This is a genomic window from Streptomyces sp. NPDC006997 (assembly GCF_040635175.1).
Classification (GTDB): Bacteria; Actinomycetota; Actinomycetes; order Streptomycetales; family Streptomycetaceae; genus Streptomyces.
The window spans coordinates 1-24,113 of sequence record NZ_JBEYHH010000034.1 but is presented as its reverse complement, the minus strand read 5'-3'; the positions used below and the strand labels follow the sequence as shown (position 1 = coordinate 24,113).

Sequence of the window (24,113 nt, the reverse complement as noted above, 5' to 3'; positions counted from 1 at the left end):
AAACCGAGGAGAGACCTTCCCCATGCCCCCGCGTACACGTCACACCAGAGCCGCCTGCGCCGCCGCGGCAGCCACCGGCGCCCTGCTCCTGACCGGCCTCACCGGATCCGCGAGCGCCGGTACGACGACCCCTCCCTCCGCCGCCGAGACCCTCCGCACCGACCAGGCACCGCCCGCCCTGCTGCACGCCATGCAACGCGACCTCGGCCTCACCGCCGAGCAGGCCGGGCACCGCCTCGCCAACGAGGCCGACGCCGGCGCCACCGCGGGCCGCCTGCGCGCCGCGCTCGGCGCCGACTACGCGGGCGCCTGGGTCAGCGGCACCGACTCCGGCACCCTCACCGTCGCCACCACCGACCCCGCGGACACCGCCGCCATCACCCGGCAGGGCGCCCACGCCACCGTCGTACGCCACTCCCTGGCCGCCCTCGACACCGCCAAGGCCCGCCTCGACCGGGCGGCCACCCGCGACGGCGGCACCGACGTCCCCGTCTGGTACGTCGACGTCCGCGCCAACGCCCTCGTCGTCCAGGCGGTACGGACCGGCGCCGCCCGCGACCTGCTGCGCGCGGCGGGCGTCGACGCCTCCCTCGCCCGGGTCACCAAGTCGGTCGAGCGGCCCCGCCCGCTGTACGACCTGCGCGGCGGTGACGCGTACTACATCAACAACAGCGGCCGGTGCTCCATCGGCTTCCCCGTCACCCGCGGCACCCAGCAGGGCTTCGCGACCGCCGGTCACTGCGGCCGGGCCGGGTCCGGCACCAGCGGCTACAACCAGGTCGCGCAGGGCACCTTCCAGGCGTCCACCTTCCCCGGCCGGGACACCGCCTGGGTGGCCACCAACTCCTCCTGGACCGCCACCCCCTACGTCAAGGGCGCGGGCGGGCAGAACGTGCAGGTCACCGGGTCCACGCAGGCGCCCGTCGGGGCGTCGGTGTGCCGCTCCGGCTCCACCACCGGCTGGCACTGCGGCACCATCCAGCAGCTCAACACCAGCGTCACCTACCCCGAGGGCACCATCACCGGCGTCACCCGCACCTCGGTCTGCGCCGAGCCCGGCGACTCCGGCGGCTCCTACATCTCCGGCAGCCAGGCCCAGGGCGTCACCTCGGGCGGCTCGGGCAACTGCTCCTCCGGCGGGACGACGTACTTCCAGCCGATCAACCCCCTGCTCCAGGGGTACGGGCTCACCCTGAAGACCAACACCGGAGGCGGCGACCCGGGCGACCCCGGCGACCCCGGTGACCCCAGCGGCACCTGGGCCGCCGGAACCGTCTACCAGGCCGGCGACACGGTGACCTACGGCGGCGCCACCTACCGCTGCCTCCAGGGCCACCAGGCGCAGCCGGGCTGGGAGCCCCCGAACGTCCCGGCGCTCTGGCAGCGCGCGTAACCACCCGAGGGGGGTGCGAGGGGCCCGTACGGACGCCTGGCGTCGTACGGGCCCCTCCGTCCGTCCGCGGTCAGGCGGAGGTGAGCTCGCCCCCGCCCTTCCGCCGGGTCAGCCACCCCCGCGTCACCAGGTGCACCGCCACCGCCACCAGCAGCGCCCCCAGGAACACCACCGTCGCCCCGACCACGTCCTCCATGATCTCGGGCGCCGCCAGCATCACCCCGGCCAGCGCCAGCATCACCGTGCCGCTCACCAGCTTCAGCAGGCGGCCGTGCTTCTCCTGGAGCTTCGCCGCCCGCATGGTCACCACGGCCACGCCGAACACCAGGAACTCGTCGATCAGGAACGGGATCATGTAGAGCACGTACAGCCCGGCCGCCTCCGCGAACGGCACGTCCTGGGCGGCCAGCATCCCCGTCCACATCACCGGGAACCCGGCCGTGCACGGCGTCTCAAGCAGCGACACCGCCACCGCGAGCGCGGTCGTCGCGGCCAGCGCGGGCAGCAGCGAGCGGTGCATGGCGATGGTCCGCATCCGCTGGTAGAGCGCGGGCTTGCGGCCCTCCGGGATGGACAGGGTCGCGCCCTTGCGGAACCAGAAGTAGTCCTTGACGCTCAGCACCCCGAAGACACCGGCCGCCACCGCGATGCCGATCTGGATGGCGTCCAGGAAGCCCACCACGGTCAGCGCGCTGTAGATGCCGGCCATGTAGATCGCGTACATCCCGGCCGTGACCAGCAGGAACACCGTCCCCACCGCGATCACCCGGCGGCGGCTGCCGGTGCGCAGCACGATCGCCAGGAGGATGGAGATCGCCCACAGCGAGCAGGGGTTGATGCCGTCGACGAAGCCGATCACGAGGGTGGAGACGACCAGTGACCGGTCGGCGAGTTCCACGCTCCCGACGAGCGGTACGTCGACCTTGTTGCTCTCCTTGACCACCTCGCACTTCTCGGTGATGTCGCACGTCGACGACGACCCGCCGGTGCCGTACACGCCCTCGGGGACGGGCTCGCCGCGCAGCGCGCCTTCGAGGACCCTGCGCAGGTCGTCCTCGATGGCGTCGGTCCAGCCGACCCAGACCCGGTCGTCCACGAAGGTGGCGGGGACCGCGGTGGCCTTGACGCCGTGCCGGTCGGCGTACTCCTCGAAGAGGTCGCGGTTGCCGGTGTCGTTCCAGACCTCGTACTGGACGACCTCCAGCCGCGGGTGGTCCGCGCCGAAGTCCTTGAGGAAGGCGCGCTCGGCCTTGCACTTGGGACAGGTCTGGCCCCAGAAGAGGGTGAGGGTGACCGGCTGCTCCCCGGCGGGGCTCGCGGCCGCCGGGGAGGCGGAGGGCAACAGGGTGAACAGGGCGGCGAGCAGCAGGAGCAGCGCGGCACCGAGGCCGCGCGTCCGGTGTATCGGTGGCGTCACGCTCCCACTCTCGATCAGCGCGACCGCCCGGGGCCCGGGGCCGAAGGTCCTGCCCCCATGGCAAAAGGGCCCGTACGACCGAAGTCGTACGGGCCCTTTCGAGCACTCAGGTCAGACGACCAAGCAAGGCGGACTTACTTGACGATCTTGGTGACCTGGCCGGCGCCCACGGTCCGACCACCCTCACGGATGGCGAACTTCAGGCCCTCCTCCATGGCGACGGGCTGGATCAGCTCGACGCGCATCTCGGTGTTGTCGCCCGGCATGACCATCTCGGTGCCCTCGGGGAGGTGCACGACACCGGTCACGTCAGTCGTACGGAAGTAGAACTGCGGGCGGTAGTTGTTGAAGAAGGGGGTGTGACGGCCACCCTCGTCCTTCGACAGGATGTACGCCTGCGCCTCGAACTCCGTGTGCGGGGTGACCGAGCCCGGCTTGATGATGCACTGGCCGCGCTCGACGTCCTCGCGCTTGATGCCGCGGAGCAGCAGACCGACGTTCTCACCGGCCTGGCCCTCGTCGAGCAGCTTGCGGAACATCTCGATGCCGGTGACCGTGGTGGTGGTCTTCTCGGTCTTGATGCCGATGATGTCGACGGTCTCGTTGACCTTCAGGACACCACGCTCGATACGGCCGGTGACGACCGTACCGCGACCGGTGATCGTGAAGACGTCCTCGATCGGCATCAGGAACGGCTTGTCGATGTCACGCTCGGGCTGCGGGACCGACTCGTCGACAGCCTTCATCAGGTTGAGGACGGAGTCGACCCACTCCTGCTCGCCCTCCAGGGCCTTGAGCGCGGAGACGCGGACGACCGGCAGGTCGTCGCCCGGGAACTCGTACTCGGAGAGCAGCTCACGGACCTCGAGCTCGACGAGCTCCATGATCTCCTCGTCGTCCACCATGTCGGCCTTGTTCAGGGCGACGACGATGTACGGCACGCCGACCTGGCGGGCCAGGAGCACGTGCTCCTTGGTCTGCGGCATCGGGCCGTCGGTGGCGGCGACCACCAGGATGGCGCCGTCCATCTGGGCGGCACCGGTGATCATGTTCTTGATGTAGTCCGCGTGACCAGGGCAGTCGACGTGGGCGTAGTGACGCGCCTCGGTCTGGTACTCGACGTGCGCGATGGAGATGGTGATACCGCGCTGGCGCTCCTCGGGCGCCTTGTCGATGTTGTCGAACGGGGTGGCCTCGTTCAGCTCCGGGTACGCGTCGTGCAGCACCTTGGTAATGGCGGCCGTGAGGGTCGTCTTACCGTGGTCGATGTGACCGATGGTGCCGATGTTGACGTGCGGCTTAGTCCGCTCGAACTTCGCCTTCGCCACTGGGGTCCTCCTGGGAGTGGTTCTGGTACGCCTTACTTCATCGGCGCCAGGTGATCTTTGCTGTCAGGTCCCGGGCCTCGGGCCATTCCGCCGTGAATGCGGAGGAATGGCCCGGGAGGCACCGGAGTCAAGCCTACGGCGTTCGGACGAGGTCCGTTACTCGCCCTTGGCCTTCGCGATGATCTCCTCGGCGACGTTCCGCGGAACCTCGGCGTAGGAGTCGAACTGCATCGAGTAGCTCGCGCGACCCGACGTCTTGCTGCGGAGGTCGCCGACGTAGCCGAACATCTCCGACAGGGGCACGAGGCCCTTCACGACGCGGGCACCCGCCCGCTCCTCCATGGCCTGGATCTGGCCACGGCGGGAGTTGATGTCGCCGATCACGTCGCCCATGTAGTCCTCGGGCGTGGTGACCTCGACGGCCATCATCGGCTCCAGGAGCACGGGGGACGCCTTGCGCGCGGCCTCCTTGAAGGCCTGCGAACCAGCGATCTTGAACGCCAGCTCGGAGGAGTCCACCTCGTGGTAGGCGCCGTCGAGCAGGGTCACGCGGACACCGGTCATCTCGTAACCGGCGAGGATGCCGAACTGCATGGCCTCCTGCGCACCGGCGTCGACCGAGGGGATGTACTCCTTGGGGATACGTCCACCGGTGACCTTGTTGATGAACTCGTACGAGGCGTCGCCGCCCTCGATCGGCTCGACCGCGATGATGACGCGCGCGAACTGGCCGGTGCCACCCGTCTGCTTCTTGTGGGTGAACTCGACCTTCTCGACCGACTTGCGGATGGTCTCGCGGTACGCGACCTGCGGCTTGCCGACGTTGGCCTCGACCTTGAACTCACGCTTCATACGGTCGACGAGCACCTCGAGGTGAAGCTCGCCCATACCGCCGATGACGGTCTGGCCGGTCTCCTCGTTGGTGTGCACCTGGAAGGAGGGGTCCTCCTCCGCGAGCCGCTGGATGGCGACACCCAGCTTCTCCTGGTCGCCCTTCGACTTCGGCTCGATGGCGACCTCGATGACCGGCGCCGGGAAGTCCATGGACTCCAGGATCACCGGGTTCTTCTCGTCGGCCAGCGTCTCACCGGTGGTGGTCTGCTTCAGACCCATGACGGCGACGATGTCACCGGCGCCCACCGAGTCGATCTCCTCACGCTTGTTCGCGTGCATACGGTAGATCTTGCCGATGCGCTCCTTGCGGCCCTTGACGGAGTTCAGCACGGCGGTGCCGGACTCCAGACGGCCGGAGTACACGCGGACGAAGGTGAGCTTGCCGAGGTGCGGGTCGCTCATGATCTTGAACGCCAGCGCCGCGAGGGGCTCCTCGTCGGACGGCTTGCGCGCGATGACCTTCTCCGCGTCCTTCACGTCGTGGCCCTCGATGGCCTCGACGTCCAGGGGGGAGGGCAGGTAGCGCACGACCGCGTCGAGCAGGGGCTGGACGCCCTTGTTCTTGAAGGCGGTGCCGCAGAACACGGGGGTGACGGTGGTGCCGTCGCCCTTGCCGGAGGCGATGGTGATACGGCGGATCGCCGCGTAGAGCTGCTCCACGGAGGGCTCCTCGCCCTCCAGGTACAGCTCCATCAGCTCCTCGTCGTTCTCGGCCACGGCCTCCAGGAGCTTGCCGCGGTACTCCTCGGCGGCCTCCAGGTGGGTGTCCGGGATGTCGACGGTGTCGTACATCTCGCCCTTGGTGGCCTCGGCGGACCAGACGTAGGCCTTCATCGTCACGAGGTCGATGACGCCCTTGAAGTCGGCCTCCGCGCCGATCGGCAGCTGCATGACGAGCGGCTGCGCGCCAAGACGGTCGGAGATCATGTCGACGCAGCGGTGGAACTCGGCACCGGTGCGGTCGAGCTTGTTGACGAAGCAGATACGCGGAACGCCGTAGCGGTCCGCCTGACGCCACACCGTCTCGGACTGGGGCTCGACGCCGGCGACGCCGTCGAACACCGTCACGGCACCGTCGAGCACGCGCAGCGAACGCTCCACCTCGACGGTGAAGTCGACGTGGCCCGGCGTGTCGATGATGTTGATGGTGTGGTCGACGTCTTCCAGCGGCCAGTGGCAGGTGGTGGCAGCAGAGGTGATCGTGATGCCACGCTCCTGCTCCTGCTCCATCCAGTCCATGGTGGCAGCGCCGTCGTGGACCTCACCGATCTTGTAGGAAACGCCGGTGTAGAACAGGATCCGCTCGGTGGTGGTCGTCTTGCCCGCGTCGATGTGGGCCATGATGCCGATGTTGCGCACCCTGGCCAGGTCAAGCGAAGTGGTAGCCATAAGGCTTCAGTCTTCTCTCGGTCTCGATGTGGGTAGCGACTACCAGCGGTAGTGCGCGAAGGCCTTGTTGGACTCGGCCATCTTGTGCGTGTCCTCGCGCTTCTTGACGGCCGCACCGAGGCCGTTCGAAGCGTCGAGAAGCTCGTTGAGCAGACGCTCGGTCATGGTCTTCTCGCGACGGGCGCGGGAGTAACCGACCAGCCAGCGCAGCGCCAGGGTGTTGGCGCGGCCGGGCTTGACCTCGACCGGCACCTGGTAGGTGGCGCCACCGACACGGCGGGACTTGACCTCGAGGGTCGGCTTGATGTTTTCGAGAGCGCGCTTGAGGGTGATGACCGGGTCGTTGCCGGTCTTCTCGCGCAGACCCTCCATGGCGCCGTAGACGATGCGCTCGGCGGTGGAGCGCTTGCCGTTCAGCAGCACCTTGTTGATCAGGCTGGTCACCAGAGGGGAGCCGTAGACCGGGTCGATGATGACCGGGCGCTTCGGGGCGGGGCCCTTACGAGGCATTCTTACTTCTCCTTCTTGGCGCCGTAGCGGCTGCGGGCCTGCTTGCGGTTCTTGACACCCTGGGTGTCGAGCGAGCCGCGGATGATCTTGTAGCGAACACCCGGCAGGTCCTTCACACGGCCACCACGCACGAGCACGATGGAGTGCTCCTGCAGGTTGTGTCCCTCACCCGGAATGTAAGCGGTGACCTCGATCCCGCTGGTCAGACGCACACGCGCGACCTTACGCAGGGCCGAGTTCGGCTTCTTCGGGGTGGTCGTGAACACACGCGTGCAGACGCCGCGACGCTGGGGCGAACCCTCGAGTGCGGGCGTCTTGTTCTTCTCGACCTTGTCCTGCCGGCCCTTGCGGACCAGCTGCTGGATCGTAGGCACTACTTCTCCGGTTTCTGTGTGCCGATGGGTACAGCTAACCTGGAACGTCTCCGACCCACGCGGTCGGGTGTGTCGAATCCCGCGGACCTCCGCCGTCAGGCGGGAAGAAGCGCGATTTCGGTGGCCGCTCACGGCCCCGCAGTGCGGTGTGAAGGCACGCACGAGGGCCAGGGCACACCCCAGGCACAAGGTCTGAGCGTACCTACCTCATTCGCTGTGGTCAAAACAAATGGGCGGGCCCACCCGAGCCACCCGAATCAGGCCAAAGCCCAGCCACTCGGATGATCTTCGAATGCCTGACACCCGAACGCCTGCGGCCAGGCTTTCCGCAGGTCAGCCGCCTGACGCCAGCGCCGCCGCGAAGAGTATCGTCACGATCAGGGCCCAGCCCGCCACCGAGAGCCACCCGAGCACCAGCCCCGTCATGGCGAAGCCCTCACCGCCCTCGCCGCTGCGCCGCATCTCCGCCCGGGCCGCGTGGCCCAGGATCACCGCGGGGATGCCGGTGACCCCGCCGGTCACCACCGTGAGCACCCCGCAGACCATGGAGCCGACCGCCTTGCCGTTGACCGGCGGTCGCGGGGCGGGCAGGAAGGTGTGCGGAACGGCCTGCACGGGCGGCACGGGCTGGGGCAGGGCCCCGGCGAACGGCACCGGCCCCTGCGGCAGGTCGGCGACGAGCAGGGCCAGCTCCCCCACCGTCCGCGCCTGGTAGGCGCGCGCCACCCGCTTCTCCAGCTCCGCCCCCAGCAGCCGCCCCTCGCTGAACCCGGCTCTGAGCACGTCCACGGCCCGCTCCCGGTCCGCGTGGGAGGCGAGCATCGACGACGCGTTGCCGCCGCTGCTCTGCCCCTGCCAGGGCTGCCACTGCCGCCACGGTGACGGTTCGGACATGGGCGCCTCCCAGCCGATTGCGACCTCTTGCCCCTTTCAACGCCCGTTGCGCCGCTTCGGTTCCGCATACGCCGAAGGGCGGTCACCCCGATCGGGGTGACCGCCCTTCAGGACCTACCGCGCCGCCTACTGGTTGTACGGACCGTAGTCGTAGTCCTCCAGCGGAACGGCCTGGCCGGAGCCCGTGCCGAACGGCGAGTAGTCGATGTCGTCGTAGCCGACGGCCGAGTACATCGCGGCCTTGGCCTCCTCGGTCGGCTCCACCCGGATGTTGCGGTAGCGGGACAGACCCGTACCGGCCGGGATGAGCTTACCGATGATGACGTTCTCCTTGAGGCCGATCAGGGAGTCGGACTTGGCGTTGATCGCCGCGTCCGTCAGGACCCTGGTCGTCTCCTGGAAGGACGCCGCCGACAGCCAGGACTCGGTCGCCAGCGACGCCTTGGTGATACCCATCAGCTGCGGACGGCCGGAGGCCGGGTGACCGCCCTCCTGGACCACACGACGGTTCTCGGTCTCGAACTTCGAGCGCTCGACCAGCTCGCCGGGCAGCAGCTCGGCGTCGCCGGACTCGATGATCGTCACACGGCGCAGCATCTGCCGGATGATGATCTCGATGTGCTTGTCGTGGATCGACACACCCTGCGAGTTGTAGACCTTCTGGACCTCGCCGACCAGGTGGACCTGGACGGCCCGCTGGCCCAGGATGCGCAGCACGTCGTGCGGGTTGGTGGCACCCACGGTGAGCTTCTGGCCCACCTCGACGTGCTCGCCCTCGGACACCAGGAGACGGGCACGCTTCGAGATCGGGTACGCCGTCTCGTCGCTGCCGTCGTCCGGGGTGACGACGAGCTTCTTGGTCTTCTCGGTCTCCTCGATCCGCACCCGCCCGGCGGCCTCGGAGATCGGGGCGACACCCTTCGGGGTACGGGCCTCGAACAGCTCGACGACACGCGGCAGACCCTGGGTGATGTCGTCACCGGCCACACCACCGGTGTGGAAGGTACGCATCGTCAGCTGGGTGCCGGGCTCGCCGATGGACTGGGCGGCGATGATGCCGACCGCCTCACCGATGTCGACCAGCTTGCCGGTGGCCAGCGAGCGGCCGTAGCACATGGCGCAGGTACCGACGGCGGACTCGCAGGTCAGGACCGAGCGGGTCTTGACCTCCGCGACGCCGTGCTTGACCAGCTCGTCGATGAGCACGTCACCGAGGTCGGTACCGGCCGGGGCCAGCACCTTGCCGTCGACGACGATGTCCTCGGCGAGGCAGCGCGCGTACACGGACGTCTCGACGTCGTCCGCCTTGAGCAGCGTGCCCTCGGCGTCGCGCTCGGCGATCCGCAGCCGCAGACCGCGCTCGGTGCCGCAGTCCTCCTCGCGGATGATGACGTCCTGGGAGACGTCGACCAGACGACGGGTGAGGTAACCCGAGTCGGCGGTACGCAGGGCGGTGTCCGCCAGACCCTTACGGGCACCGTGCGTGGCGATGAAGTACTCCAGCACGGTGAGACCGTCGCGGTACGACGCCTTGATCGGCCGCGGGATGGTCTCGTTCTTGGCGTTGGACACCAGACCACGCATACCGGCGATCTGACGCAGCTGCATCATGTTTCCTCGGGCGCCGGACTCGATCATGATGAAGATCGAGTTGGTGCGCGGGAAGTTCCGCTGCATCGCCTCGGCGACCTCGCTGGACGCCTTGTTCCAGATGACGATCAGTTCCTGCGTGCGCTCTTCCTTGGTGACGAGACCACGCTCGAACTGCTTCTGGATCTTCAGCGCCTGGTCCTCGTACCGCTCCAGGATCTGCGGCTTCTCCGGCGGACCGACGATGTCGGAGAAGGCCACGGTGACGCCGGAACGGGTGGCCCAGAAGAAGCCCGCCGCCTTCAGGTTGTCGAGCGTCGCCGCCACGATGACCTTCGGGTAGCGCTCGGCCAGGTCGTTGACGATCTGGGAGAGCTGCTTCTTGCCGACCTCGTAGTCGACGAAGGGGTAGTCCTCGGGCAGCAGCTCGTTGAATAGCGCGCGGCCCAGCGTGGTCTTCAGCGTGAAGCTGTCACCCTGCTGCCACTCACCTGCCCCGACGCGGTCGTCCCCCTCCTCGCGGACCGGCGGGGTCCAGCCGCGCGGCGGGATGGTGCCGACCGGGAAGCGGACGTCGATCTTCGACTGGAGCGACAGCTCGCCGGCGTCGAAGGCCATGATCGCCTCGGCGACGGACGCGAACGCGCGGCCCTCGCCCTTGACCTCACGGGCGTCGCTGTCGGTCGTCAGGAAGTACAGACCCAGCACCATGTCCTGGGTCGGCATCGTCACCGGACGGCCGTCGGCGGGCTTGAGGATGTTGTTCGAGGACAGCATCAGGATGCGGGCCTCGGCCTGCGCCTCCGCGGACAGCGGCAGGTGCACGGCCATCTGGTCACCGTCGAAGTCCGCGTTGAACGCGGTGCAGACGAGCGGGTGGATCTGGATGGCCTTGCCCTCGACCAGCTGCGGCTCGAAGGCCTGGATGCCGAGGCGGTGCAGGGTGGGCGCACGGTTCAGCAGCACCGGGTGCTCGGCGATGACCTCTTCGAGGACGTCGTACACCACGGTCCGGCCGCGCTCCACCATGCGCTTGGCGCTCTTGATGTTCTGCGCGTGGTTCAGGTCGACCAGCCGCTTCATCACGAACGGCTTGAACAGCTCCAGCGCCATCGCCTTCGGCAGACCGCACTGGTGCAGCTTCAGCTGCGGGCCGACGACGATCACGGAACGCGCCGAGTAGTCGACTCGCTTGCCGAGCAGGTTCTGCCGGAAGCGGCCCTGCTTGCCCTTGAGCATGTCGGACAGCGACTTCAGCGGACGGTTGCCGGGGCCCGTCACCGGGCGGCCACGACGGCCGTTGTCGAACAGCGCGTCCACGGCCTCCTGGAGCATCCGCTTCTCGTTGTTCACGATGATCTCGGGCGCGCCGAGGTCGAGAAGCCGCTTCAGGCGGTTGTTGCGGTTGATGACACGGCGGTACAGGTCGTTCAGGTCGGAGGTCGCGAAGCGGCCACCGTCCAGCTGCACCATCGGACGCAGGTCCGGCGGGATGACCGGCACGCAGTCCAGGACCATGCCCTTGGGGCTGTTGCTGGTCTGCAGGAACGCGGAGACGACCTTCAGGCGCTTGAGCGCACGGGTCTTCTTCTGCCCCTTGCCGGTGCGGATGATCTCGCGGAGCTTCTCGGCCTCCTCGTCGAGGTCGAAGGACTCCAGCCGCTTCTGCAGCGCGGCGGCGCCCATCGAGCCGTCGAAGTAGGTGCCGAAGCGGTCGCGCAGCTCGCGGTAGAGCAGCTCGTCGCCCTCCAGGTCCTGGACCTTGAGGTTCTTGAACCGGTTCCACACCTCGTCGAGGCGGTCGATCTCGCGCTGCGCGCGGTCGCGCAGCTGCTTCATCTCACGCTCGGCACCCTCGCGCACCTTGCGGCGCACGTCGGCCTTGGCGCCCTCGGCCTCCAGCTCGGCCAGGTCGGTCTCGAGCTTCTTGGCGCGGGCCTCCAGGTCGGCGTCCCGGCGCTGCTCGATCTGCTGACGCTCGACGGAGACGTGGGCCTCCAGCGAGGGCAGGTCGCGGGTGCGGCGCTCCTCGTCGACGAACGTGATCATGTACGCCGCGAAGTAGATGACCTTCTCCAGGTCCTTCGGGGCGAGGTCGAGCAGGTAACCGAGGCGCGAGGGAACGCCCTTGAAGTACCAGATGTGCGTGACGGGCGCGGCCAGCTCGATGTGACCCATCCGCTCACGGCGCACCTTGGCGCGGGTGACCTCGACGCCACAGCGCTCGCAGATGATGCCCTTGAAGCGGACGCGCTTGTACTTGCCGCAGTAGCACTCCCAGTCCCGGGTCGGACCGAAGATCTTCTCGCAGAAGAGCCCGTCCTTTTCCGGCTTGAGCGTGCGGTAGTTGATGGTCTCGGGCTTCTTGACCTCGCCGTGGCTCCACTGACGGATGTCGTCAGCGGTGGCCAGGCCGATCCGGAGCTCGTCGAAGAAGTTGACGTCGAGCACTATGCGTCAATCCCTCTCAGGGTTGTGAGTCTTGGGGTCTGATACGGGGGTCCTGGGGCCGGAGACCTCCGGGTGGAGGTCTCCGGAACTCCCGTCAGACCTCTTCGACGCTGCTCGGCTCGCGCCGGGACAGGTCGATGCCGAGCTCCTCCGCAGCGCGGAAGACGTCCTCGTCGGTGTCGCGCATCTCGATGGACATACCGTCGCTGGACAGCACCTCCACGTTCAGGCACAGGGACTGCATCTCCTTGATGAGCACCTTGAAGGACTCGGGGATGCCGGGCTCGGGGATGTTCTCGCCCTTGACGATGGCCTCGTAGACCTTCACGCGGCCGGTGACGTCGTCGGACTTGATGGTCAGCAGCTCCTGGAGGGCGTAGGCGGCGCCGTACGCCTCAAGGGCCCACACCTCCATCTCGCCGAACCGCTGGCCACCGAACTGGGCCTTACCACCCAGCGGCTGCTGGGTGATCATCGAGTACGGGCCGGTCGAGCGCGCGTGCAGCTTGTCGTCGACCAGGTGGTGCAGCTTGAGGATGTACATGTAGCCGACCGAGATCGGGTCCGGGAACGGCTCACCCGAGCGGCCGTCGAACAGCCGCGCCTTGCCGGACGGCTGGACCATGCGGTCGCCGTCGCGGTTGGGCAGGGTGTTCTCCAGCAGGCCGGTCAGCTCGTCCTCACGGGCGCCGTCGAAGACCGGCGTCGCCACGTTCGTCCGGGGCTCGACCACGTCGGCGCCGATCTGCTGGAGGCGCTGCGCCCACTCGTCCGCGAGGCCGGAGACGTCCCAGCCCTGGCTGGCGAGCCAGCCGAGGTGGATCTCCAGGACCTGTCCCGGGTTCATCCGGGACGGCACACCCAGCGGGTTGAGGATGATGTCGACCGGGGTGCCGTCCTCCATGAACGGCATGTCCTCGATCGGCAGGATCTTCGAGATGACGCCCTTGTTGCCGTGGCGGCCGGCGAGCTTGTCACCGTCGGTGATCTTGCGCTTCTGCGCCACGTACACGCGGACCAGCTGGTTCACGCCGGGGGGCAGCTCGTCGCCCTCCTCGCGGTCGAAGACGCGGACGCCGATGACCTTGCCGGTCTCGCCGTGCGGCACCTTCAGCGAGGTGTCACGGACCTCACGGGCCTTCTCGCCGAAGATCGCGCGCAGCAGGCGCTCCTCCGGCGTCAGCTCGGTCTCGCCCTTGGGCGTGACCTTGCCGACGAGGATGTCACCGGCGATGACCTCGGCGCCGATGCGGATGATGCCGCGCTCGTCGAGGTCGGCGAGGACCTCCTCGGAGACGTTCGGGATGTCCCGGGTGATCTCCTCGGGGCCGAGCTTGGTGTCACGGGCGTCGACCTCGTGCTCCTCGATGTGGATCGAGGAGAGGACGTCGTCCTGCACGAGGCGCTGCGACAGGATGATCGCGTCCTCGTAGTTGTGGCCCTCCCACGGCATGAACGCGACCAGCAGGTTCTTGCCGAGCGCCATCTCACCGTGCTGGGTGGCCGGACCGTCGGCGAGGACCTGGCCCTCGATGACGCGGTCGCCCTCGTTGACGATGACCTTCTGGTTGACCGAGGTGCCCTGGTTGGAGCGGGCGAACTTGGCCAGGCGGTACGTGATGTACGTGCCGTCGTCGTTGGCGGTGGTGATGTAGTCCGCAGAGACCTCCTGGACCACACCGGCCTTCTCCGCCTTGACGACGTCACCGGCGTCGACCGCGGAGCGGTACTCCATGCCGGTGCCGACCAGCGGCGACTCCGCCTTGATGAGCGGGACGGCCTGGCGCATCATGTTCGCGCCCATCAGGGCGCGGTTGGCGTCGTCGTGCTCCAGGAACGGGATCATGGCGGTCGCGACCGACACCATCTGGCGCGGCGAGACGTCCATGTAGTCGACCTCGTCGCCGGGGACGTAGTCGACCTCGCCGCCGCGGCGGCGCACCAGCACGCGCTCCGAGAAGTGCATGTCCTCGGTGAGCGGCGCGTTGGCCTGGGCGATGACGAAGCGGTCCTCCTCGTCGGCGGTCAGGTAGTCCACCTCGTCGGTGACCTGGCCCTCGACGACCTTGCGGTACGGCGTCTCGACGAAGCCGAACGCGTTGACCCGGCCGTAGGAGGCGAGCGAGCCGATCAGACCGATGTTCGGGCCTTCGGGGGTCTCGATCGGGCACATGCGGCCGTAGTGCGACGGGTGCACGTCACGGACCTCGAAGCCCGCCCGCTCACGGGAGAGACCACCCGGGCCGAGCGCCGACAGACGGCGCTTGTGGGTGAGACCCGACAGCGGGTTGTTCTGGTCCATGAACTGCGACAGCTGGCTGGTGCCGAAGAACTCCTTGATGGAGGCGACGACCGGCCGGATGTTGATCAGCGTCTGCGGCGTGATCGCCTCGACGTCCTGGGTCGTCATGCGCTCGCGCACGACGCGCTCCATGCGCGCCAGACCCGTACGGACCTGGTTCTGGATCAGCTCGCCGACGCTGCGCAGACGACGGTTGCCGAAGTGGTCGATGTCGTCGGTCTCGACGACGACCTTGTCGCCGTTGTCTCCGACGGTCTCGGTCTCACCGGCGTGCAGCTTCACCAGGTACTTGATCGTCGCGAGGATGTCCTCGACGGTCAGGATGCCCGCGTCCAGCGGGGTGTCCGTACCCAGCTTCTTGTTGACCTTGTAGCGGCCGACCTTGGCGAGGTCGTAGCGCTTGGGGTTGAAGTACAGGTTCTCAAGCAGCGTCTGCGCGGCCTCACGCGTGGGGGGCTCGCCCGGACGCAGCTTGCGGTAGATGTCGAGCAGCGCGTCGTCCTGGCCCTGGGTGTGGTCCTTCTCCAGGGTGGCGCGCATGGACTCGTACTCGCCGAACTCCTCGAGGATCTGCTCGGTGGTCCAGCCGAGCGCCTTCAGCAGGACGGTCACGGACTGCTTGCGCTTGCGGTCGATGCGGACACCGACCATGTCGCGCTTGTCGATCTCCATCTCCAGCCAGGCACCCCGGGACGGGATGATCTTGGCCGAGAAGATGTCCTTGTCGGACGTCTTGTCGATGCTGGAGTCGAAGTACACACCCGGCGAACGAACGAGCTGCGACACCACGACACGCTCGGTGCCGTTGATGACGAAGGTGCCCTTGTTCGTCATGAGCGGGAAGTCGCCCATGAAGACGGTCTGGGACTTGATCTCGCCGGTCTCGTTGTTGGTGAACTCGGCGGTGACGAAGAGCGGAGCCGCGTAGGTGAAGTCGCGCTCCTTGCACTCGTCGATCGAGTTCTTCGGCGGCTCGAAACGGTGGTCGCGGAAGGTCAGCGACATCGACCCGCTGAAGTCCTCGATCGGGGAGATCTCTTCGAAGATCTCCTCAAGCCCGGACTTGGTGGGGACGTCCTGACCGTTGTCCAGAGCCCGCTCGACACGAGCCTTCCACGCGTCGTTGCCGAGCAGCCAGTCGAAGCTCTCGGTTTGCAGCGCAAGAAGGTTCGGAACCTCAAGCGGCTCCTTGATCTTTGCAAAGGAGATGCGCAGCGGGGCGGTGCTGGCGCCGTTGTTCGTATTCGCGGAGGCAGTGCGCGAGGCGGCCAAGAGGGGGTCCTTCCGAGGGCTCGGACTCACTACGCGCGTACCGGCCCCTCACCGCCGCAGGAGACAGAAATCCCAGGTCGGGGACTTACTGGTCATCGATGCTGAGGCGAGGGCAGACCCCTGGTGACGGGCAGGGGAAGCTAACAGGCAGCGCAAAGGGTCAGTGTAGCCACTTGGCACACTGATGTCCAGTGCGGGTCTTTGGCACCCGTGTTGGTCCTCGTTGTCCTCGTTGTTCTCAACACCTGCGACAAGGCCTGCCCTCAACGCACGTTGATACTGCCCTCTTCGTCGCCGATCCATGCCTCGGATTCGGATCCTTGTGACGACGCGTCCTGAGAATTGCGCGCTGCGTGCGGTTCGTCAAGGCCCCCCAGTCCGAACCCCCTGCCCGACCGGGGCCACCCAGAGACACGACGAAGATCACCATACCCCTCGCGTACGCGGGTGCAAGGCAACCGTGGTCGCGCCCCCGAACACGCCGAAGAGCGACCACCCGGATGGATGATCGCTCTTCGGTGCGTCAGCGTTACAGCCCCACTGGGGACCGTGCCGTGTCGCTGGGTGTCACTTGACCTCGACGGAGGCGCCGGCGCCCTCGAGGGACTCCTTGGCCTTGTCCGCGGCGTCCTTGGCAACCTTCTCCAGGACGGGCTTCGGGGCGCCGTCCACCAGGTCCTTGGCCTCCTTCAGGCCGAGCGAGGTCAGCTCACGCACGACCTTGATGACCTGGATCTTCTTGTCGCCGGCACCGGTGAGGATGACGTCGAACTCGTCCTTCTCCTCGACGGCCTCGGTGGCGGCGCCGCCACCCTGGCCGGCGACGACGACCGGCGCGGCAGCGGCGGCGGTGACGTCGAACTTCTCCTCGAAGGCCTTCACGAACTCGGAGAGCTCGATGAGGGTCATCTCCTCGAACTGCGCGAGCAGGTCTTCCTGGCTGAGCTTCGCCATGATGGCGGTCCTTCCACTAATTCGGCAGGTGCCGGATGTACTGGTGTGGCGGGCGTACGTCTGGCCCGCGACGGCCTCCGCGTTCAGGCAGCGGCGGCCGGAGTGCGAGCCGAGTTACTCGGCACCGCCCTGCTCGTCCTGCTTGGCACGGAGCGCGTCCACGGTGCGGACGAGCTTCGACGGCAGCGCCTGGAAGACGGAGGCAGCCTGGGACTGCTTCGCCTTGAAGGCACCGGCCAGCTTGGAGAGCAGAACCTCGCGGGACTCGAGGTCCGCAAGCTTCTTGATCTCGTCGGCGGACAGCGCCTTGCCGTCAAGGACACCGCCCTTGATGACGAGATTCGGGTTGTCCTTGGCGAAGTCACGAAGACCCTTCGCCGACTCCACCGGGTCACCGGTGATGAAGGCAACCGCCGTCGGACCATTGAACTGGTCGTCCAGCGTGGTGATCCCGGCCTCGTTGGCCGCAATCTTGGTCAGCGTGTTCTTCACCACGGCGTACTGGGCGTTCTCACCGAGCGAACGGCGCAGCTGCTTGAGCTGGGCCACGGTGAGACCGCGGTACTCGGTCAGCACGGCGGCGTTGGAGCTGCGGAACTTGTCCGTCAGCTCGGCAACCGCGGCAGCCTTGTCGGGCCTCGCCATAGAGCCTCGGCCTCCTTCCGGGTGATTCGGACCGCGCGGACCCGAAGGAGGACTGGGAAAAACGAAACGCCCCGGCGCAGGCGCACGGGGCGGACTCGACCGGGCGGGCGTGCGGCGGGCGCACACTCTCCGGGAGTTCTTCCACTGTCACCTGCGCGGGTCGTCCGCTGTTCAGCGGATCCTTCGGCCACCATGCCCTCGAACGAGTGCACGGCAACGACCAGCGGTCTTTGGCTTCGTGGACGAGAGTACGTGACCGGATCGGCGTCAGGCAAATCCGGTCACCCGCGCTCACCTGCCCACGGCTCAGCTCTCGGCGGCCGCGGACTCCTCCATCATCTCGGCGAAGTCGAAGGTCTCCGCGGCGGGCGGGGCCTCGACCTCCACCGGCTGGTTGTACTCCAGGAAGGTGATGGTCATGTCCAGCTGGCCACCGTCGGTGTCACCCTGCATCCGGACCTGCTTGGCACGGTCCTCGCCGTCGATCCACAGGTCCATGTCCAGGGCGTCGACGCCCATCTTCTCGTACTGCTCGATGCTCTTCTCGCGCTGCTCGCGCAGGGCCTTGCTCTCGCCCTTGTTCGCCTCGCGCAGCTGGTCGAGGGTGACCGTGCCCTTGTAGTGGGTGGTCTTCACGCCCTCGACGGTCTCGGTGCCGACCTCCTCCACGTCCTCGGCGTCCGCGAGGAAGCTGGACTCGGCGTTGGGGTTCTGACCGGCCTGGCCCGCGCCCAGGTCGTTGAGCGGGTTCTCGTCGCCGAGCGTGGACAGGTCCATCTTCATCCAGCTCTTGCCGTCCATCTCCTTGGCCATCTCGGCGCCGCCGCCGATGTACATGACCTGGTCGACGAGCCGGATCTCCACCGTGCCGGACTCGGTGGCGGTGGCGCCGTCGACCGACATCTCCATGTCCATCGCCAGCGGGTCGATGGACATCGCCGCCTCGCCCTCGACCTCGCCGGACTCGGGGATCTCGCCGGTCATCCGGTACCGGAGGGAGGTGATCTCCTCGGCGCTCTTCGCCGCCGCCGCGACCGCCGCCGCGGGCTCCATCTCCGGCGAGCCGCCGTCACCGTCGACGGAGGAGCAGCCGACCGCGCCCGCGGCCAGCAGCAGCGCGGACACGCCGGCGCCTACCGCGCCGCCCCGGACCCGGCGGGTGCGTGTGTAAGGACTCATTGATTCCCCCCAAGGAACACATGGCCGATTCAAGGAAAGGCGAGCGTATCCCAGAGGACTGACAGACCTCGCCTCCATTCCCGCTGCCCGTCAGGACCCCTGGCCATGTCCGTCCAGCAGCTCCGTGAAGTTCACCGTGTCATCACCCGGCGGCCTCTCGACAGTGACCTTCAGGCCGTAGTCGTCGTAGAAAGCGGTCTGCCGCAGCTCGCCCGTCTCCACCAGCTCACCCTTCTCCACCTTCTTGACCAGCAGGTTCCGCTCGTCGACCCAGAGGTCGACGGACTGGGTGAGGACCCCGGCGTCGGTGAGCCGCCGCTTCAGGGGGGAGTCGGCCAGCTCCGCCACCTCCAGCGTGCCGGAGTAGCGGGTGGCGGGGTGGCCGTCGACCGGGTCGGGGCCGACCTTCCGCGCGCTCCCACAGGCCAGCAGCAGCTCTATGGGCTGGACCGGAGCCGTCCGCTCCAGCTCCTCCTTCAGCTGTGCCCCGGAGCCGCCCGGCAGCTCCTCCAGGCTGTCGTGGTCGTACCTGATCCAGTGCCTGCCGTGCAGCCGGGTCGCGAAGGCGTCACCGAACTCGGCGTAGTAGGCGTCGGGCAGCAGCCGCGCCCGCATGGAGACGCTGCCCAGCTCCCGCATGGTGTCGGCGACCTCCCCGCCGGTGTAGGTGAGGGTGAGGCGGCCCACGGGGCGGTCGGCCCAGGACAACATGCCGGTGGTCTCCATGGACAGCATCCGGCCCATCGTCGTCGTGGAGGTCACCCGGGCGGAACCGGCCTCTCCGGTGGCCTTCTCCACCGCGCGCAGCGCGTCCCGCACGGCGGCCGGGGCCCCCTCGGACGTGCCGGTGGGCGCGGGGGTGGCCGTGGGCCCGGTCGGCCTGTCGGAGTCCCCGGGCCAGCCGCAGGCGGCCACCGTCACCAGCGCCACCGCGGCGATTCCCCGCCCCACCAGCCCGTACCTCACCTGTGCCCCCCTCGTCCGCCCGAGCCCACCCCTGCACGCTAACCCGCGGGTACGACAACGGGCCCCGCACCTCGGAAGGTCGCGGGGCCCGTCGGCGGATACGCGTGCGCGAGCCGCGGTCGTCGTCAGGATCAGACGGCGGCCGGGTCCTCCTCGACGAGGAGGTTGCGGGTGCGGTTCGGGTCGACCGGAATGCCGGGGCCCATCGTGGTGGTGATGGCGGCCTTCTTGATGTAGCGACCCTTGGCGGCCGACGGCTTCAGACGGAGGATCTCCTCCAGCGCGGCGCCGTAGTTCTCCACCAGCTTGCTGTCGTCGAAGGACGACTTGCCGATGATGAAGTGCAGGTTCGAGTGCTTGTCGACACGGAACTCGATCTTGCCGCCCTTGATCTCGGTGACGGCCTTGGCGACGTCGGGGGTGACAGTGCCGGTCTTCGGGTTCGGCATCAGACCACGCGGACCGAGCACGCGGCCGAGGCGGCCGACCTTGCCCATGAGGTCCGGGGTGGCGACGACGGCGTCGAAGTCCAGACGGCCCTTCGACACCTCGTCGATGAGTTCGTCGGCGCCGACGATGTCGGCGCCCGCGGCACGCGCGGCCTCGGCACGGTCGCCGGTCGCGAAGACCAGGACCCGGGCGGTCTTACCGGTGCCGTGCGGGAGGTTCACGGTGCCACGGACCATCTGGTCGGCCTTGCGCGGGTCGACACCCAGACGGAAGGCGACCTCGACGGTGGAGTCGAACTTGGTCGTGGAGGTCTCCTTGGCGAGACGGACGGCCTCGAGCGGGGCGTAGAGCTTCTCCCGGTCGACCTTGGCGTCCGCAGCGCGGAGAGACTTGCTGCGCTTGCTCACTACTGCTCCTGGGGTTGCTTAGGAGTCGTGGTCCGGGCCGAGCAGGCCCCGCCACTCATCTGCTGATGGGGAGGTTGGGGCTCAGCCCTCGACCGTGACGCCCATGGAACGGGCGGTGCCGGCGATGATCTTCTCGGCGGCGTCCAGGTCGTTGGCGTTGAGGTCGGCCATCTTGGTGGTGGCGATCTCACGGACCTGCTCGCGGGTGATCTTCGCGACCTTGGTCTTGTGCGGCTCGCCGGAGCCCTTCTCCACGCCCGCGGCCTTCAGGATCATCTTGGCGGCCGGCGGGGTCTTGGTGATGAAGGTGAACGAGCGGTCCTCGTAGACCGTGATCTCCACCGGGATGACCCAGCCACGCTGCGACTCGGTCGCGGCGTTGTACGCCTTGCAGAACTCCATGATGTTCACGCCGTGCTGACCCAGCGCGGGGCCGACCGGCGGAGCCGGGTTGGCGGCACCGGCCTGGATCTGGAGCTTGATGAGCCCCGTGACCTTCTTCTTCTTGGGAGGCATGGCTCTCCGGGTCCTTTCGATTCGGGTCCTGCCCACCCAGGGTCGCGACCCTGACGCAGGCATACCGCACAACGATAACGGGTATAGATGCGCGGCCAAAAACCGAGCAGGTCAGACAGCCCCCGCAAGCGGGGGTACCCCCAGCGAAGAGCCTGCCTGACCTGCGCGGAAGCGGTGCTCCAGAAGGGTCAGTTCTTCTGGATCTGGTCGAAGCTCAGCTCGACCGGGGTCTCGCGGCCGAAGATCTCGACGAGGCCCTTGACCTTCTTCGAGTCGGCGTTGATCTCGTTGATCGTGGCCTGCAGCGTGGCGAACGGGCCGTCGGTGACAGTGACCGAGTCGCCGACCTCGAAGTCCAGCACCTGGACCTCGACCTTGCGCTGCGGCGCGGGCTTGCCCTCGGCCTCCGCGGCCTCGCGGGCGGCCTTCTCCTCGGCCTCCGGGGCGAGCATCTTGACGATCTCGTCCAGCGTCAGCGGGTACGGGTCGTAGGCGTTGCCCACGAAGCCGGTGACACCGGGGGTGTTGCGGACGACACCCCAGGACTCGTTCGTCAGGTCCATGCGGACCAGGACGTAGCCGGGCAGCTTGTTCTGCTTGATCGTCTTGCGGTCGCCGTTCTTGATCTGGACGACCTCTTCCTGCGGCACCTCGGCCTGGAAGATGTAGTCCTCGACGTTCAGCGAGACGGCGCGCTGCTCCAGGTTGGTCTTCACGCGGTTCTCGTAACCGGCGTAGGTGTGGATGACGTACCACTCGCCGGGCAGGACGCGGAGTTCCTGGCGGAGCTTCTCGACGGGGTCGATGTCGGCCTCGGGCTCCTCGGCCTCAGCCTCGGCTGCCTCGGCTTCCTCAGCCGGGGCCGCCTCTTCCGTCTCCTCGTCGGCGGCGGTGTCCGCAGCCTCGGCCTCGTCGGCCCGGGTCTCGTCGACCTCGTCCGCGCCCGCGACGATGTCGAGATCGTCATCCACGGACTCGACGACGTCCTCGCGAGGCTCCATGGCGTCGTTCACGTTCGGGTCAGACACGGTGGCTGCTTCTTCCTGGATACATACGGGTGGAACACGCGAAAGGGGCGCCGATCACGGCGCCCTTCGCTTCTGGCTCAGCCGAAGACGTACTTGGCGGCGTGGTCGAGCCCATAGTCAATCACGGTCACCAGGCCGATCATCACGATCACGAAGAAGATCACCACGGTCGTGTACCGCGTCAGCTGGCTGCGCGTCGGCCAGACGACCTTGCGGAGCTCCGCGACGATCTGGCGGTAGAAGAGAGCGAGGCGCTTCAGCGGGCCCTTCTTGGCGCGCTTGCCACCCTTACGGGTCTTCTTCTTCGACTCGGGCACCTCGTCCTGGGCATCAGGCGTGTCGAGGGAGCCCACGGCGTCCGACATTCATCCTCACCTGATCCCGGGTCGTGGCCGTGCCGCGCCCGGTCTGAGCCGCACGGCGGTGCAATGCTGTACGTACCTGCGCACACATCCTGGCGGTGTGTGTAGCAGGGCCGGAGGGACTTGAACCCCCAACCGCTGGTTTTGGAGACCAGTGCTCTACCAATTGAGCTACGACCCTTTGTGACTCCCCCAACGTACCGCATCCGGTCGGGTGCACGGTGTGCACCCGGCGAGCGCGGCCCGCTGAAGGCCAACGACGTGTGAGTGTACGTGTTCCTCGACCGATCGTCGAACAGAAAGCGCCCGTGAGGGCGTTACGGCGAGAAAGACCGCCTGTTGGCGGCGGTCCCGGCGATCATTTCGGACGGCTGTCCGACGGTTTGCCCGGCACTGTTCAGTTCGTGAAACCCGCGTGCCACGCACATTTCCGGTCTGAAACGATGGGCCCATGAGCGCTGCAACCCCTCCCACCGAGCGCCGGGTCTCCGCCCGAGTCGGCGCGATCTCCGAGTCCGCCACCCTCGCCGTCGACGCCAAGGCCAAGGCCCTCAAGGCCGCCGGGCGCCCGGTGATCGGCTTCGGGGCGGGCGAGCCCGACTTCCCGACCCCGGACTACATCGTCGAGGCGGCCGTCGAGGCCTGCCGGAACCCGAAGTACCACCGCTACACGCCGGCGGGCGGCCTGCCCGAGCTGAAGGCCGCGATCGCCGCGAAGACGCTGCGCGACTCCGGCTACGAGGTCGACCCGTCCCAGATCCTCGTCACCAACGGCGGCAAGCAGGCCATCTACGAGGCGTTCGCCGCGATCCTCGACCCGGGTGACGAGGTCATCGTCCCGGCGCCGTACTGGACGACGTACCCCGAGTCGATCCGGCTGGCCGGCGGTGTCCCGGTGGAGGTCGTCGCCGACGAGACCACCGGCTACCGGGTGAGCGTGGAGCAGCTGGAGGCGGCCCGCACCGAGAAGACGAAGGTCGTCCTCTTCGTGTCGCCGTCGAACCCGACCGGCGCCGTCTACACCGAGTCCGAGACCGAGGCGATCGGCCGCTGGGCCGTGGAGCACGGCCTGTGGGTGCTGACCGACGAGATCTACGAGCACCTGGTGTACGGCGACGCGGTGTCCGTGTCGCTGCCCGCCGTCACGCCGGAGCTGCGGGACAAGTGCATCGTGGTCAACGGCGTCGCCAAGACGTACGCGATGACCGGCTGGCGGGTGGGCTGGATCGTCGGCCCGAAGGACGTGGTCAAGGCCGCGACCAACCTCCAGTCGCACGCCACGTCGAACGTCTCCAACGTCGCCCAGGTGGCGGCGCTCGCCGCGGTCTCCGGCGACCTGGACGCGGTGGCGAAGATGCGCGAGGCGTTCGACCGGCGCCGCAAGACGATCGTGCGGATGCTCAACGAGATCGACGGCGTGCTCTGCCCGGAGCCCGAGGGCGCGTTCTACGCCTACCCGTCGGTGAAGGCGCTGGTCGGCAAGGAGATCCGCGGCAAGCGTCCGCAGAACACCGTCGAGCTGGCCGCGCTGATCCTGGAGGAGGCCGAGGTCGCGGTGGTCCCGGGCGAGGCGTTCGGTACGCCGGGCTACCTGCGGCTGTCGTACGCGCTCGGTGACGAGGACCTGGTGGAGGGCGTGAGCCGGATCCAGAAGCTGCTGGCGGAGGCGCGCGACTGACGTGCCCTGAGGCGGGTGGGCCCGTCTGACCACTCACGTGAGCCCCCACTGTCCCTGTCAGCCTTCTCAGTTCGCCGTCTCGGTCCGTCGGCCGTCAGCCGTCAGTCCGCGACC

At 68.0% G+C, this 24,113-nt stretch carries 18 protein-coding genes and 1 tRNA gene; 2 read left to right on the top strand and 17 right to left on the bottom strand.

The features are described 5' to 3' along the window. Positions 1–22: 22 nt before the first annotated feature. The gene (locus ABZ659_RS28220) at positions 23–1,393 is read left to right on the top strand and encodes a carbohydrate-binding protein (protein ID WP_360225243.1); all 1,371 of its coding nucleotides are present in this window, start codon (positions 23–25) and stop codon (positions 1,391–1,393) included. 70 nt (positions 1,394–1,463) lie between these two features. Here ABZ659_RS28220 and ABZ659_RS28215 read toward each other — a convergent pair whose 3' ends face one another. The 17 genes from ABZ659_RS28215 to ABZ659_RS28135 all read right to left on the bottom strand — a co-directional run bounded on the left by ABZ659_RS28215 (position 1,464) and on the right by ABZ659_RS28135 (position 22,502). Next, complete coding sequence (locus tag ABZ659_RS28215; RefSeq protein WP_360225241.1) at positions 1,464–2,810, bottom strand: hypothetical protein; 1,347 nt, start codon at positions 2,808–2,810, stop codon at positions 1,464–1,466. A 134-nt stretch (positions 2,811–2,944) separates the two neighbouring features. Then, positions 2,945–4,138, bottom strand: coding sequence for an elongation factor Tu (gene tuf, locus ABZ659_RS28210; RefSeq protein ID WP_360225239.1), 1,194 nt, complete (start codon positions 4,136–4,138; stop codon positions 2,945–2,947). A gap of 156 nt (positions 4,139–4,294) precedes the next feature. Then, positions 4,295–6,421 (bottom strand): elongation factor G, encoded by a 2,127-nt coding sequence (fusA, locus tag ABZ659_RS28205; RefSeq protein WP_360225237.1) that lies wholly within the window; start codon positions 6,419–6,421, stop codon positions 4,295–4,297. 39 nt (positions 6,422–6,460) lie between these two features. Next, entirely contained in the window at positions 6,461–6,931 is a 471-nt protein-coding gene (gene rpsG / locus ABZ659_RS28200) for a 30S ribosomal protein S7 (RefSeq protein ID WP_003998848.1), read from the bottom strand. 2 nt (positions 6,932–6,933) lie between these two features. Beyond that, positions 6,934–7,305 (bottom strand): 30S ribosomal protein S12, encoded by a 372-nt coding sequence (gene rpsL / locus ABZ659_RS28195; protein ID WP_003948652.1) that lies wholly within the window; start codon positions 7,303–7,305, stop codon positions 6,934–6,936. A 333-nt stretch (positions 7,306–7,638) separates the two neighbouring features. Beyond that, complete coding sequence (locus ABZ659_RS28190; RefSeq protein ID WP_360225235.1) at positions 7,639–8,199, bottom strand: DUF1707 and DUF4190 domain-containing protein; 561 nt, start codon at positions 8,197–8,199, stop codon at positions 7,639–7,641. Between the two features lie 126 nt (positions 8,200–8,325). Then, complete coding sequence (locus tag ABZ659_RS28185) at positions 8,326–12,240, bottom strand: DNA-directed RNA polymerase subunit beta' (protein WP_360225233.1); 3,915 nt, start codon at positions 12,238–12,240, stop codon at positions 8,326–8,328. Positions 12,241–12,334: 94 nt separating this feature from the next. Then, a complete protein-coding gene (rpoB, locus tag ABZ659_RS28180; RefSeq protein ID WP_360225231.1) occupies positions 12,335–15,814 on the bottom strand; it encodes a DNA-directed RNA polymerase subunit beta in 3,480 nt (1,159 codons plus the stop codon). 567 nt (positions 15,815–16,381) lie between these two features. Continuing rightward, complete coding sequence (gene rplL, locus ABZ659_RS28175; RefSeq protein WP_360225229.1) at positions 16,382–16,768, bottom strand: 50S ribosomal protein L7/L12; 387 nt, start codon at positions 16,766–16,768, stop codon at positions 16,382–16,384. Between the two features lie 114 nt (positions 16,769–16,882). Then, the gene (gene rplJ, locus ABZ659_RS28170; RefSeq protein WP_358779919.1) at positions 16,883–17,413 is read right to left on the bottom strand and encodes a 50S ribosomal protein L10; all 531 of its coding nucleotides are present in this window, start codon (positions 17,411–17,413) and stop codon (positions 16,883–16,885) included. Positions 17,414–17,719: 306 nt separating this feature from the next. Continuing rightward, positions 17,720–18,592: a DUF1396 domain-containing protein gene (locus ABZ659_RS28165; RefSeq protein WP_360225227.1), complete on the bottom strand. Its 873-nt coding sequence runs from the start codon at positions 18,590–18,592 to the stop codon at positions 17,720–17,722. A gap of 90 nt (positions 18,593–18,682) precedes the next feature. Then, positions 18,683–19,558: a hypothetical protein gene (locus tag ABZ659_RS28160; RefSeq protein WP_360225225.1), complete on the bottom strand. Its 876-nt coding sequence runs from the start codon at positions 19,556–19,558 to the stop codon at positions 18,683–18,685. Between the two features lie 131 nt (positions 19,559–19,689). Beyond that, positions 19,690–20,415 carry a 50S ribosomal protein L1 gene (rplA, locus tag ABZ659_RS28155; protein ID WP_360225223.1) on the bottom strand — a complete coding sequence of 242 codons (726 nt, stop codon included), beginning with the start codon at positions 20,413–20,415 and terminating at the stop codon, positions 19,690–19,692. 81 nt (positions 20,416–20,496) lie between these two features. Beyond that, positions 20,497–20,931, bottom strand: coding sequence for a 50S ribosomal protein L11 (gene rplK / locus ABZ659_RS28150; protein WP_360225221.1), 435 nt, complete (start codon positions 20,929–20,931; stop codon positions 20,497–20,499). A 188-nt stretch (positions 20,932–21,119) separates the two neighbouring features. Then, positions 21,120–21,959, bottom strand: coding sequence for a transcription termination/antitermination protein NusG (nusG, locus tag ABZ659_RS28145; protein WP_360225219.1), 840 nt, complete (start codon positions 21,957–21,959; stop codon positions 21,120–21,122). Between the two features lie 77 nt (positions 21,960–22,036). Next, positions 22,037–22,324 (bottom strand): preprotein translocase subunit SecE, encoded by a 288-nt coding sequence (gene secE, locus ABZ659_RS28140; protein WP_360225217.1) that lies wholly within the window; start codon positions 22,322–22,324, stop codon positions 22,037–22,039. Positions 22,325–22,429: 105 nt separating this feature from the next. Next, positions 22,430–22,502: transfer RNA gene (locus ABZ659_RS28135), tRNA-Trp, on the bottom strand. Between the two features lie 270 nt (positions 22,503–22,772). On the opposite strand from ABZ659_RS28135, the gene ABZ659_RS28130 reads away from it, so the two are divergent. Continuing rightward, positions 22,773–23,999 carry a pyridoxal phosphate-dependent aminotransferase gene (locus ABZ659_RS28130; protein ID WP_360225215.1) on the top strand — a complete coding sequence of 409 codons (1,227 nt, stop codon included), beginning with the start codon at positions 22,773–22,775 and terminating at the stop codon, positions 23,997–23,999. Positions 24,000–24,113: the final 114 nt, after the last annotated feature.